Origin of the sequence: Achromobacter sp., from assembly GCF_049647645.1 — a bacterium.
Classification (GTDB): domain Bacteria; phylum Pseudomonadota; class Gammaproteobacteria; order Burkholderiales; family Burkholderiaceae_B; genus Achromobacter.
Map to the genome: position 1 here is coordinate 1 of NZ_JBARYB010000049.1, position 12640 is coordinate 12640.

Sequence of the window (12640 nt, forward strand, 5' to 3'; positions counted from 1 at the left end):
CGATGGCGGAGCCGTGACGCTGGCCCTCAACGCGGGCGGCCATATCTCGACCAGCGGCGCGGGCTCCCATGGCGTGGTGGCGCAATCCATCGGCGGCGGCGGAGGCATAGCCGGCGATACCAGCAAGGGCATCCAGTTGGGGGCCGCAGGCTGGACGCCAGGCAGCGGGCAGACCGGTGGCAGCGGCAGCGGGGGAACGGTCAACCTCAATGTCGCCAGCAACATCGCAACCCAGGGCGCGAATGCCTACGGCGTGATCGCCCAGTCCATCGGCGGCGGCGGCGGGCTGGGCGGCAATGCCGAAGGCGGTTTCGCGGGCAGCACGGCGGGCACGGGCAGCACGGGATCCGGCGGGAACGTCTCGGTGACGCAGATCGGCAGTATTGCCGCCACCGGCGCCGGCGCTACCGGCATCTTTGCGCAAAGCGCGGGGCCGCAGGGTTCGGGGCAGGTCGCGGTCACCGTCAATGGCTCCGTCAGCGGCGGCGCGGGCGCCTACGGCGTCTGGATCGCGGGAGACAAGCAGAACACGCTGACCGTGGGCACGGCAGGCACGATCACGGCCGGCTCCGGCGGCAGCGCCGTGCGCTACGACGGCGCCGCCCTGCAGCAAGCCAAAACCGCGAGCTTCCCGAGCGGCATGGCCAGCGCCAGCCTCTCCGTCAACAATGCGGGGGCCATCCTCGGCAACATCGAATGCGGCGGCGCGGCAGGCGGCATCGCCTGCAACGTCTGGAACGCCAAGACCGGTATTCTCAGCGACGCCACGCTCTACCAGGCCAATATCGACAATGCGGGCCTGGTGGCCATAGGCAGGTCCGGCGCGTTCGACAGGCTGACGGTGGCAGGCAACTTCAACCTGCAGGCCGGCGGCATCCTGCAGGCGGACGTGGACTTCGCCAATCTCAAATCGCCGCGCTTGGTGGTGCAGGGAGACACCCGGCTGAACGGCCAGGTCAACGTGCAACCCATCACGCTGCTGCCCGACCACGAAGTCACCGTGGCGACGCTGCACGGCGGCGTCCTGGGCAGCCCGGCGGCCAAGGACAGTCCAGTGATCGACTATGACGCCAGGCTGGATGGCAAGGATGTGCGCGTGCGCGCCGTCCAGGCCGATTTCGCCGCGCCGTCGATGCAGCTGGCAGCCAACCAGCGCTCGGTGGCCGGGCATCTGCAGGGCGCCTGGAATCTGGGCGGCAATGCCGCCATGGCGTCCCTGTTCGCGACGCTGGACATGGCGTCGAGGGAAGGCGCGGACACCTATTCGAACCGGCTGTCCGACCTGTCGCCCGGCGTCACCGTGGCGCCCGCCGCGCAGATGCAGGCCAGCATGGCGCGCTTTACCGGGGCAATGATGTCGTGCCCGGCCTTCCAGGGCGGCGATGCGCTGACTGGCGAGCAGGATTGTGTCTGGGGCCAGGTGTCCGGGCTCAGTACCGACCAGGATGGCGACGGCGGCGTATCCGGTTTTTCGTTCGATGGCGTCACCTACCAGTTCGGCGGCCAGCGACAAGTGAGCCCGGGCTGGTTCCTGGGCGGATCCGTGGCCTATGAGAACAGCCACTTGAGCGGCGATGACGGACGGGTCAGCGGCAAGGGCGACAGCGGCTACGCGGGCATGGTGGTCAAGCGCGAAGCCGGCCCTTGGACCTTGTCCGCGGCCCTGGGCGGCGGCTACGGCCAGTACGACATCAACCGCAGCATCCGCATCCCCGGCATGCAGAGCACGGCGGACTCGGACCTGGACGTCTATGGCGCGGCGTTGCGCCTGCGCATTGCACGCACCTACGCCACCGAGCGCGTCTACCTGAAACCCTATGTGGACCTGGATGCGTTCTACACCCACATGCCCAGCTATAGCGAATCTCGCGATGCCTTGCATCTGGACGTGGAAAGCAGCAACCAGTTCGTCATGGCGCTGTCGCCGACGCTGGAGCTGGGCGGCAAGGTAGCGCTGAAGAACGGCGCGACCATGCGCCCTTACATGTATGGCGGCGTGTCGTTCCTGTCCAAGGACGAATACACGGTCAAGGCGCGCTTGCAGGGCGCGCCCGCCGGCTCGGGCGCCTTCGAGACTTCGGTGCCCATGGACGACGTCATCGGCCGGATCGGCGCGGGCCTGCAGGTGTCGAACGCGGGCGGCATCGATTTCCGGGTGCAGTACGACGGAGACTTTTCGTCCCACATACAAAGCCACCGCGGCACCTTGAAGGTGATGGTGCCGTTCTGAGCGCCCGAGACGGGCTTGCCTCGCATGGGCAATGCGCAATCCCGGTTCCCCGCCGGGATTCCAATACTTCGTTTTGAGTATGGACGACAAAGTGCACGGCAGCTGAAATCGGACGATCTTCCGCCAGACGCGTCCGAAGTGCGCCCCGGCGGGATCCGGCGTGGAAATCGCGCGTACTTGCAAGGGGAACCAGCCATGGTGCAAAGACGTCAGCTCATCATCGCGGCCACTGCGGCATGCATATCCCGCTCGGCGCTTGCCGCGCCTGTCGATATAGACCATACGAACAGAATCGTGCCCGTAGACCAGGGCTTGTCGAATCTGTGCTGGCTCGCGTCCGCCGCCATGCTGATGTCGGCGACGCGAGGAGTGCCCGTCACGATGGCGCAACTCGCCGGCGAGCTCGGCGGAATGTGGAAACCCATGTACGACACCAAATCCCCGATCACCGCTGATCGCGTGGTCCCTTTCGCCGCCGCTTTGAAGGTCCGCACGGATGGCTTGAAGTCCATGACGCCCGATGCGTGGAGCAGTTTGCTCAGTCCGGGGCCGATCTTGCTTTTGGGATATTCGAGCAACGCCCAGATGGGCCATGCCATCGTCCTCTCCGGATTCAAAGGCGACACGGCAGACTTCCAGGGCTTGAGCGCGCGGGTTGTGGACCCGAATGGCGGCAAGGCTTACACGACCTCGTTCAAGGATCTCGTGGCCTTCTACGAAGGATCGGCTTTGGCTGGGATTCCGCAGTTGATGTACGCCTGAGGCCCATACGTCGCGGCAGCGCCGCCGTCAGCTCGATACTGCGAACGGTTCTTGGTATCATTTAGCCAAATTGGCCGCCGGCGCCACCGCCCGGCAGGCCGCCGTTCCGTGTCATCGCGCTGCCTATCGGGGCGTTCGAGCATGTCCAACCCCCTCCAGCCGCTCCAGCTACTCTGCGAAAACCACTACGAATGGCTCTGCCAATGGTGGCGGCATCGCCTCGGCCATGGCGACGAGGCATCGGACTTCGCGCACGACACCTTTCTGCGCGTGCTGCGCAATCCCGAGGAAGTCCGCACGCTGCGCCAGCCCAGGGCCTACCTGACGACCATCGCCCGGGGCCTGCTCAACGATCACTGGCGCCGCCGCTCGCTGGAGCGCGCCTGGCTCGAAGCCATGGCCGCGCTGCCTCCCGAATTGGAGGCCTCGCCCGACATGCTGCTGGGCGTGCAGCAAGCGCTGCAACAGCTGGACCGCATGCTCGGGAATCTTGCGCCGCAGGCGCGCGAGGTGTTCGTCCTGTCGCAGCTGGAAGGCCTTACCTACGTCGAGATCGCCGCCCGCACCGGTTTGAGCGACCGCACGGTAAAGCGCTACATGGCCCAAGGCTTCGAAATCTGCCTGACCATGCTGGAGGCCTGACGGTGGCCGCCGCCGAATCCAAGCCGCTTGATGCCTCGGTCATCCGAGAGGCCGCGGGCTGGCTGGTGCGCCTGCACTCCGGCGAGGCCGGGCCGGCGGATCATGCCGCCTTCGAACGCTGGCGCCACGGCAATCCCGAGCGCGAGCGCGCCTGGCAGCGGGCCCAACATCTGATGCAGCAGTTCGGCGCGGTGCCGGCCTCGCTCGGCGTGCCGCTCTTGACGCGCCCGCCGCAGGTCAGCCGGCGCACGGTGCTGCGCACGCTGGCAGCCCTGGGGCTGACGCTACCGCCCGCTGCCTTGCTGGCCTATCGCCTGAATGCTCGGCCAGCAGGCGCGTATCACACGGCCGTGGGCGAAAGCCACAATCTGGTCCTGGCCGACGGCAGCCAGGTCCATCTGAATACCGATACGGCCATGGATGTGCGCTACTCCGACGAGACGCGCCTGCTGCATTTGCGCGGCGGCGAAGTCTATGTGCGCACGGCGGCCGACCGGGCGGCCAGGGCGCGGCCCTTCATCGTCGAGACGCCCCAGGGCCGCTTGCGCGCCCTGGGCACCCGCTTTGTCGTCCGACAACTGGACAATGGTGACGCCCTGACCGAACTGACCGTGCTGGAGCACCGCGTCGCCGTCAATCTCAGGAATGGGAATCCGGAGCGGATCTTCAACGCCGGAGAGTCGGTGCGCTTCACATCCAACGCCTTTCTGCCCAGCGCGCCAGCCGGGTCGGATTCGCCCGGATGGACGCGCGGCGTCATTGAAGCCGACAACATGCGCCTGGACTCGCTGCTGGCCGGGGTATCGCGCTACCGGCGCGGCGTGCTGCGCTGCGACCCCGCAGTGGGCGGGCTGCGGGTGTCCGGCGTATTCCGTCTGCAAGACACTGACGCGCTGCTTGCCGTCGTGGCCAAGACTCTGGATCTGCGTGTCGTGGCGCGCACGTCCTATTGGGTCACGCTGACGCGCTGACGCGGCGCCAGACCGTTGAAGTTTCACTTGTTTACAACTTTGCCAGGCCACGCTTGTCCCTTTCCCTGGGCCTCATCCGGCATACCGCGCATTGATGACCTGTAGGGATGTGACCACGTGGCAGTCGAAGACCAAACCCAAACCCGAGTCCTGCGGCTAGCCGGATTGACGCTGAGCCTGGCGGCCGCTTTCGCCGCGGCCCCGCCCGCGGCAGCCCAAAGCGCCGCGCCGGCCGCCGTGCACGACTATCACATCCCGGCAGGCCCCTTGGACCAGGCGCTTTCCGCCTTCGCCAAGGCAGGCGGCATCACGGTGTCCTTCCGGCCCGAGGACACGGACGGGCTGCGGACCCAGGGCCTGGATGGCAGCTACGGCGTGGATTCCGGGCTGGCAAGGCTGTTGGCCGGCACCGGCCTCGCAGCGATGGAGCAGGGCGGCCAGGGCTATGTGGTGCGGGCGGCGGCATCCGCCGCCAAGGCTGCGGCGGCAGGCAGCGCGCCTGCCGGCAACGCCAATACGCTGGAGTCGATCCAGGTCAGCGGCGACTGGCTGGGCACCGGCCTGGAGAACAGCGTGCAGACCTTCGGCGGCGCCCGCACGCTGGTCAAGCGCGACGAGATTCAGAACAGCGGCGCCACCAGCGTGGCCGACGTGCTGCGGCGCGTGCCCGGCGTGCAGATCAGCGGCAGCACCAGCGCCAGCGGCAGTTCGGTGGGCCTGCATGTCGGCATCCGCGGCCTGAACCCGCGCAATTCGTTTCGCACCACCATGCTGTTGGACGGCATCCCCATGGCCATGGCGCCATACGGCCAGCCAAACCTGGTGATGTCGCCGACCAGCCTGGGCAACATCGAGGCCATCGACGTGGTGCGCGGCGGCGGGGCAGTGCGCTATGGCCCGCAGAACGTGGGCGGCGTGATCAACTTCAAGACCCGCTCAATTCCGACTACCCCCGGACTCGCCGCCGAGGCCTCCGCCCGCTACAACGTTTTCAGCCAGGGCGGCACCAATACCCAGTACACCGGCTTCATGGGCACGCAGTTCGAAAACGGACTGGGGGTGGCGCTGATGTACTCCGGCATGGACGGCGAACAATGGCGCGATGCCAGCCACGACCGCTACAACGACGTGGCGCTGAAATGGCGTTTTGAGCTGACCCCGACCTCGGAAATCTACGGCAAGTTCGCGCATTACGACGTCAAGTCCATGACACCGGGCGGCCTGACCATGGCGCAGTACCGCGATGATCCGTTCCAGAATACCCATCCGACCGACTACTGGAAAGGCCAACGCGACCAGGTCGACATCGGCTACCTGAATTCCATCTCCGACACGCAGGAGTTCGAGGCCCGCGTCTATCACTACGACAGCTCGCGCCAGAGTTCTTTGATCAACCCCACGGCGGGCCGCAACGACTACCAGCCGCGCAACAACCAGGTGCTGGGCATAGAGCCGCGCTACACGCAGCGCCTGGAATGGGGCCCGACCACGCACGACGTGACCATCGGCTATCGCTACATCCACGAAACCGGCCAGGACCGGCGCTACTCGGAATCGCTGGCGACCGGCCAGCGCATCGGCGCAGCCCAGGTCTTCGACAACGAGACCGAAGCGCACTCCATCTACCTGGACGACCGCATCGCCTTCGGCAAATGGCGCATAACGCCCGGCGTGCGCTATGAGCACATCCGCACCAATCGCCAGCCCAGCGGCACCGCCAACGACACGCCGTTCGACCTGCGCAACAGCCGTGGGCTGCCGTCGCTGAACGTCGCCTATCTGGTTGACGATGCGTTGACGCTCTACACCAACTACAACACCTCGTTCGGCGCGGTGCAGTACACGCAGCTGAACTCGATGTCGGCGTCCAATCCGCTCAGCCCCGAGGTCGCCAAGACCATCGAAGCCGGCCTGCGCTACTCGGGCGAACAGACCCACACCGAATTCACGGTCTTCGACCTGCGCTTCGACAACCAGATCCTGTCGATCCCCGGCACCAACCCGGCCGTGTTCCGCAATCTGGGCGCAACCACCCACAACGGCGTCGAATTCGCCATCGACTACGACTTCGACAAGTCCGGACCGCTCGCCGGCCTGAATCTCTACGCCAACTACACCTACGTGCGCGCCATCCAGAAATCCGGCGAGTTCGAAGGCAAGGACGTGCCGTTCTATTCACGCCAGACCGGCACGCTGGGCGGGCGCTACACCCGCAACAACTGGACCTTTAACCTGTACACCATGGCGCAGAGCGGCCAGTACTCGGACACGGCCAACACCGAGGACGAGAACGCCGACGCCAGCAATGGCCGGGTGCCGGGCTTCAGCGTCTGGAATACGCAGCTCAGCTACAAGCTGCCGCAATGGAAGGGCAGCGAGCTGGCGGTCGGCGTGAACAATCTGTTTGACCGCCGTTACTACACCCGCAACGTCGACACCAACGGCGGCCGCATGGTCGGCGCGCCGCGCATGGTCTACCTGCAGGCGCGCCTGGCTTACTGATGCCCAGGCGCATCTGGCTGCTCTGCCATCGCTGGGTGGCGCTGGGCCTGGGCGGGATCCTGATCCTGTCCGGGCTGACCGGCGCCTTCCTGGTGGCCGCCCGGCCGCTGGACAGACTGCTGCATCCGGAGTTCTTCCAAGTCGGTAGCGCCAGCGCCGGCCAGCCGGCATCGTTCGATTCCTTGCGCCGCAATCTGGCCGCCGAGTTCGGCCCGCAAGCTTCCTACACCTTCCGTCCGCCGCGCGAACCGGGCGAAACCATGCAAGTCAGGGTCAGGGCGCCGGACGCCTGGGACGGCACGGTCTATCTGGATCCGGCCAGCGGCCGAGAACAGGGCAGGAGGGGAGAGAACGAGGGCATCGTCGCCCTGGTCTACAAACTGCACAGCGCCCTGATGCTGGAACAGACCGGCAAAGCCGTGCTGGCCTGGACAGCGCTGGCCTATCTGGTCCTGATGGTATCCGGGCTGGTCGTCTGGTGGCCCCGCAAATGGCCGCCGTCCTTGCGCATGGCGTTCAACAAGGGCGCGCTGCGCGCCTTATTCGACCTGCACCGCAACGGCGGCGCCATCCTGGCGCTGGCGCTGGCCGTATGCATGGCCAGCGGCGCCTACATGGCCTGGCGCCCGATAGGCGGCTGGATCACGCTGGCCAGCGGCCAGACCCCGGTCATCGCGCCCAAGCTGCCGGCGCGGCCCGCAGGCTCCATCCAGCCTCGATCCCTGGACGAACTGGCCGCCGCCGCCCAGGCCGCATTCCCGGACGGCGCGATAGGCTATTTTCTTTACACCCCGCGCACCGACCGGCCCTTGGCCATCCGCATGATCGTGCCGGACGATCCGCATCCCAACGGACGGTCCACCGTCTGGCTCGACCCGCGCGACGGCAAAGTACTGGCGGCGCAGCGCTGGAGCCAACTCGATCCGGGCGCGCGGATCAATTCCGTGCTTTATCCGCTGCATACGGGAGAACTGGGCGGGGTTGCGGGAGAAGCCATCGTTGCATTGCTCGGACTGGGCTTGGGAGCATTGGGCCTCAGCGGGATCTGGCTCTGGTGGCGCAGGCGCTCGTTGCGCCGGCAGGGCTCGCCAAATTCCCGGTTCCCTAGCCCGTAACTGTCGTACGACATTTTTCCGCCAGGACTGAGTTCCAGCAGGAGTCGCGCTTTGTTTCTCTATTACCGGATCAGTTTGGTCTTGAGCGTGCTGGCGCTCGCGGCCTGGGGTCTCGCCGTCACGGTCTATGAGGCGCCGCGTTACGGCGACGGCTATGGTCCCGACGCCTTGTACAAGCTCCATCCGGGCCGAGCTTCAGGCGGCAACTACCTACGCTAGCGCGCAGCCTCGTTCTTCAGCCAGTCCCGGAACGCCGCCAACTTGGGCAAGCTGGCGCACTCGGCGCGATAGATCACGTAGTAGGCCAGCGAGGATGCCGCCTCGATCTCCGGAAAGAGCCTTATCAACCTGCCTGCCGCCAGATCGTCCCGAGCCATCACGCTACGAGCCAATGCAATGCCGTGCCCCTCTGCCGCCGCCTGCAGTACCGCTGCCGAGTTGTTGATCTTCATGCCGCGCGAGGTGCCGATGTCGGATACTTGAGCCTCTTGAAACCAGGTTTCCCAAGTAGGAAACCCGGTGTGGCCGTCCATCGATAAATCGTGAATCAGCGTTTCGCGCGACAAATCGCCAGGCCCATCAAACCCTCCGCGCCGGCGCAACAACTCAGGCGAGCAGACGGGATAAATCTCTTCGTCCATCAGCTTTTCCGCGACCAGGCCTGGCCATTGGCCCATGCCGTAACGCACGCCAATGTCCACGCCTTGCGCGACAAAATCCACGGGCTTGAGGTTCGTGTCCAAGCGCACATCGGTATCGGGCCACGCGCTCTGGAAACTATCGATTCTTGGCAGCAGCCACTTGGCCGCGAAAGCCGGGCTGACCGCCACGGTGAGCACGCCGCTCGCGGACCCTTCCTTCAGCTTTTCCATCCCCAGGCTCAGCCTGTCGAAACCTGCGCGAATATCGGGCAGAGCGCGTTGCGCCGCCTCTGTGACCACGAGTCTGGCCCGGCCGCTATTGCTGCGCCGGAACAGCGGTGTGCCTAACCATTCTTCCAGTGTTCGAACGAGTTGGCCCACGGCGGCGGGCGTTACGTTGAGTTCGGCCGCGGCAGCGGAAAAGCTTTGGTGGCGGGCGCTGGCTTCGAAGGCGCGTAGGGCATTCAAATGGACTGGCGACTTCATTTCGATAAAGGTTTTCTTTAGTGAATAGACACTTTATCTCATTTGTCGAGGCAAGGGGAGGAGGGAAGAATGTCATACAGATCAGGGACTGACTATATGTGAACCCTGATCGGCATTCTGGCGCTTCCATGGAAAGTCGATGCATATAGATAGCTTTTCTTTTTTGAAGTGCCGCGTTTCCCATTCAAGCCCGCCGTCGGGCAAATCAAAGAGGTCTCACTATGAGCAATCAATTCAACGGAAGGAAGCTGTTGGTCGTTGGCGGCACCAGCGGCATGGGCCTGGAAACCGCCCGGACCGTGCTGTCCCAGGGCGGCAGCGCCGTAATCGTGGGCCATCGGCCGGAGAAAACCGAGGAAGCCCGCCAGGAACTCTCGGCGCGAGGACCAGTCGCTGCCGTCACTGCCAATCTGGCTTCGGCCGAAGGCCTGGACGCACTGCTCAAGACCATTGACGAACAGCATCCGGACGTCGATTTGCTGGTCAATGCGGCAGGCGTGTTCTTCCCGAAGCCTTTTCTTGAGCACACGGATGCCGACTATGACCAATACATGGCTCTGAACAAGGCGATCTACTTCATTACACAAAGGGTTGTCGCCAACCTCGTCGCCAATGGGCGCCCCGGGGCCGTCGTGAACATCGGCTCGATGTGGGCCAAACAGGCCATCGCGGCCACGCCGTCTTCGGCTTACTCAATGGCCAAGGCTGGCCTTCATTCCCTGACCCAGCATCTGGCAATGGAACTGGCGCCCAAGCACATCCGGGTCAATGCGGTGTCACCGGCGGTGGTGCAGACGCCGATCTATGAAGGCTTCATTCCGAAGGCCGAGGTGCACGACGCGCTGCAAGGTTTCAACAGCTTCCATCCCATCGGCCGCGTGGGTACGCCGCAGGACGTCGCTGAAGCCGTGGCGTTCCTGCTGTCGGAAAAGGCGGGCTGGATCACCGGCGCCATCTGGGACGTGGATGGCGGCGTGATGGCTGGCCGCAACTAAGGCCGAGCGGGGGAGCTTGCCGTCCAGTCAAGTAAACACCCAGCGAAAGTAGTCCGACCCAACCTTCAGAAGTTGCAGCCCATAGCCCGTTCAATAACAGGAAAGGGCCATTGCTCCGGTGTCCGAAATCGTATGTTTACTTCAGCTGGATCCTCAGCAACTCCCATTGCTCCCCAGGAATTTCACCCGCAAGCGCAACGATAAGAGTTCATTGAGAAAGCGGGGAACATGGAAGCACAAGTTCTGCAATCAGCCCCCCGCCTTCTCGGGGCTTTAGACTCAACGCCCCCCCGAATCGCTTGGCAATGGCATGCACGATCGAGATACCCAGACCAGCGCCGTCGTTGCGGCTTCGGCCTTGGTCGCCGCGCCAGAAGCGTCGCCCAATGTTGGCTACCTGATCGTCACTGAGCCCCGGCCCTCGGTCGGCTACGACGAGGCGGCATTGTCGAGCGGACGACTCGAAGTTCGCCACGACCTCGACGGTCATGTTTTCGGGAGAGTAGCGGATTGCATTGTCCAGAAGGTTGCGGACGGCAGCCTCCAGCATCCCACGGGGAATCGAACTACCACTATCGGAACCATGGATGGAAAGCGCCAAGCGCGACTGTGCCTCGACAGTTGTGGCATTGATGACGCTGGAGATGACTGCCTGCATGGATGCGCACCTGTCTTCCAGGTGGATCGATGCCTCGGCACGAGCAAGCACCATCATTTGGTCGAGGGTGCGCCGCAGGCGCTTGACGCCTTCTTCGGCGCTACAAAGTGAAGACTCTGCTTCTTCGCCTTCAGTCAGTCTGGCCACTTGCAGGTGAGTATCGATCACGGTCAGAGGGGTTCGTAACTCATGCGCTGCCGCATCCGTAAACGCTCGCTGGCTTGAGAGCGCCTGGGCCAGGCGTCCCAAGAGTCCGTTCATCGCATCCAGGACCGGACGCAGCTCCGTTGGCGGCTTCGCGACGGCAATAGGCGTGGTGTCGTCTGTCTCTTTGGCCCGCAACTGCATGCGTAAGGCTTGCAGCGGCGCAAGGCCTTGCCCAATGCCGATCCACAGAGCAGCCAATCCGCCCAGAAGTGCGATCAGGAATGGCACGCCTGCCGCAAACAGCAACTCATTGATCAGCGTGTTTCTTTGATCAACGCGATCCGCTGTCGTTATTTGGTAGCCGTCGTCACGAAGCACATAAATCCGCCATTCTTGCCCCTCTATCATGCGCGTGCTGTAACCGCCAGGCAGGCTTTCGAAGTCCGAGGCCGGGCTGCCGCTGGTGCGCGCCAGGACTTCACCGCGAAGCGCGCGAATCTCGCAAGCGATTCCCTCGCTGCCATTGACACGGACAGCCTGCGTGAAATCCGTCGGCTTGGCGTTGGGATCTATCACCGAGCCTGCGAGCAGGCCAGAGACCATGCGTGCCGACATGGCCAGCCGGCCGTCCAGTGTACGAGCCACGTCGGCACGCACTCCCAGCATCATCCAGGCGGCTGCCACGGCCCATAAAACCATCAGAGAAATCCCTGCGATCAGGACGGCACGAAGACGCAAGCTCATGCGTTGAGTCTCCAACCCAGCCTGTATCCCAATCCACGCGAAGTTTCAATCACTTCAGCTCCAAGCTTGCGGCGCAGGTTGTGAATATGGACGTTGAGGGCGTTGCTGCTTACTTCCTCGCCCAACCCGTACAGGCGTTCATTGAGCAGATCAGGAGAAATCCATCTCGCATCGGCAGTGGCCAGATGAGCCAGCAGATCCACCTCGCGACGCGATAGCGAGATGGCTTGATCTTGCAGCCAGGCAAGCCCGCTTTCAGGTTCCAGGCGCAACGGTCCCGCCGCAATGATCTGGGCTGCGCGCCCCTGTGTGCGTCTGACCAGCGCATGCAGGCGCGCCGCCAGTTCGCGCAGATCAAACGGCTTGGTCATGTAGTCGTCGGCGCCCTGGTGCAGGCCCGCAATCCTGTGCTCTATGGCATCCCGGGCGGACAGTATCAGCACGGGCAAACACGGCTCCATGGCGCGCACAACGGAGAGCAACTCCATGCCGTCACGGTCGGGAAGCCCCAGGTCGAGCACCAGGGCATTGAAGGAATTCCCGCTTTGGGCGGCTTCAGCTTCGACTGCCGTGCAAACGTGATGCACCACGATGCCGTGCGCGCGCAAGCCAGCCACAATTCCCTTGCCGATCAGTTCGTCGTCTTCTACCAGCAATACCCGCATTTGCATCCCAATCCGCTGCGCCAAGGATCCATATGTTAGGCCAGAAATTGTTGACCCAGGCAAGGTCGGCTCCTGGATTTCC

At 64.4% G+C, this 12640-nt stretch carries 11 protein-coding genes; 8 read left to right on the plus strand and 3 right to left on the minus strand.

What is annotated here, in order from left to right:
- The 7 genes from WBB14_RS04815 to WBB14_RS04845 form a co-directional block, all read left to right on the plus strand.
- Positions 1–2230: autotransporter outer membrane beta-barrel domain-containing protein (locus WBB14_RS04815; RefSeq protein ID WP_424238796.1), on the plus strand; the 2230-nt coding region annotated here is incomplete at its 5' end.
- A 195-nt stretch (positions 2231–2425) separates the two neighbouring features.
- A complete protein-coding gene (locus WBB14_RS04820; RefSeq protein WP_424238797.1) occupies positions 2426–2992 on the plus strand; it encodes a papain-like cysteine protease family protein in 567 nt (188 codons plus the stop codon).
- A 141-nt stretch (positions 2993–3133) separates the two neighbouring features.
- Positions 3134–3634 carry a sigma-70 family RNA polymerase sigma factor gene (locus WBB14_RS04825; RefSeq protein ID WP_424238798.1) on the plus strand — a complete coding sequence of 167 codons (501 nt, stop codon included), beginning with the start codon at positions 3134–3136 and terminating at the stop codon, positions 3632–3634.
- A gap of 2 nt (positions 3635–3636) precedes the next feature.
- Positions 3637–4605: a FecR domain-containing protein gene (locus WBB14_RS04830; protein ID WP_424238799.1), complete on the plus strand. Its 969-nt coding sequence runs from the start codon at positions 3637–3639 to the stop codon at positions 4603–4605.
- Between the two features lie 117 nt (positions 4606–4722).
- The gene (locus WBB14_RS04835) at positions 4723–7107 is read left to right on the plus strand and encodes a TonB-dependent siderophore receptor (protein WP_424238800.1); all 2385 of its coding nucleotides are present in this window, start codon (positions 4723–4725) and stop codon (positions 7105–7107) included.
- A complete protein-coding gene (locus WBB14_RS04840; protein ID WP_424238801.1) occupies positions 7107–8222 on the plus strand; it encodes a PepSY-associated TM helix domain-containing protein in 1116 nt (371 codons plus the stop codon). The genes WBB14_RS04835 and WBB14_RS04840 overlap by 1 nt, the downstream gene beginning before the upstream one ends.
- A 51-nt stretch (positions 8223–8273) precedes the next feature.
- Complete coding sequence (locus WBB14_RS04845) at positions 8274–8441, plus strand: hypothetical protein (RefSeq protein ID WP_424238802.1); 168 nt, start codon at positions 8274–8276, stop codon at positions 8439–8441.
- Here WBB14_RS04845 and gcvA read toward each other — a convergent pair.
- Positions 8438–9349 (minus strand): transcriptional regulator GcvA, encoded by a 912-nt coding sequence (gene gcvA, locus WBB14_RS04850; RefSeq protein ID WP_424238803.1) that lies wholly within the window; start codon positions 9347–9349, stop codon positions 8438–8440. The two genes, WBB14_RS04845 and gcvA, sit on opposite strands and share 4 nt — an antisense overlap.
- A 221-nt stretch (positions 9350–9570) precedes the next feature.
- Between gcvA and WBB14_RS04855 the strand changes: the two genes are divergently transcribed.
- Complete coding sequence (locus WBB14_RS04855) at positions 9571–10344, plus strand: SDR family NAD(P)-dependent oxidoreductase (protein WP_424238804.1); 774 nt, start codon at positions 9571–9573, stop codon at positions 10342–10344.
- Between the two features lie 208 nt (positions 10345–10552).
- Here WBB14_RS04855 and WBB14_RS04860 read toward each other — a convergent pair whose 3' ends face one another.
- On the minus strand, positions 10553–11893 hold the full coding sequence (locus WBB14_RS04860) for an ATP-binding protein (protein ID WP_424238805.1): 1341 nt from the start codon (positions 11891–11893) through the stop codon (positions 10553–10555).
- Positions 11890–12558: a response regulator gene (locus WBB14_RS04865; protein WP_424238881.1), complete on the minus strand. Its 669-nt coding sequence runs from the start codon at positions 12556–12558 to the stop codon at positions 11890–11892. The genes WBB14_RS04860 and WBB14_RS04865 overlap by 4 nt, the downstream gene beginning before the upstream one ends.
- Between the last annotated feature and the right edge of the window lie 82 nt (positions 12559–12640).

What these genes read in the sequence shown, in the direction of transcription:
- WBB14_RS04820 (WP_424238797.1), top strand. Translation starts at nt 2,426, where the DNA reads ATGGTGCAAAGACGTCAGCTCATCATCGCGGCCACTGCGGCATGCATA.
- WBB14_RS04825 (WP_424238798.1), top strand. Translation starts at nt 3,134, where the DNA reads ATGTCCAACCCCCTCCAGCCGCTCCAGCTACTCTGCGAAAACCACTAC.
- WBB14_RS04840 (WP_424238801.1), top strand. Translation starts at nt 7,107, where the DNA reads ATGCCCAGGCGCATCTGGCTGCTCTGCCATCGCTGGGTGGCGCTGGGC.
- gcvA (WP_424238803.1), bottom strand. Translation starts at nt 9,349, where the DNA reads ATGAAGTCGCCAGTCCATTTGAATGCCCTACGCGCCTTCGAAGCCAGC.
- WBB14_RS04855 (WP_424238804.1), top strand. Translation starts at nt 9,571, where the DNA reads ATGAGCAATCAATTCAACGGAAGGAAGCTGTTGGTCGTTGGCGGCACC.
- WBB14_RS04860 (WP_424238805.1), bottom strand. Translation starts at nt 11,893, where the DNA reads ATGAGCTTGCGTCTTCGTGCCGTCCTGATCGCAGGGATTTCTCTGATG.
- WBB14_RS04865 (WP_424238881.1), bottom strand. Translation starts at nt 12,558, where the DNA reads ATGCGGGTATTGCTGGTAGAAGACGACGAACTGATCGGCAAGGGAATT.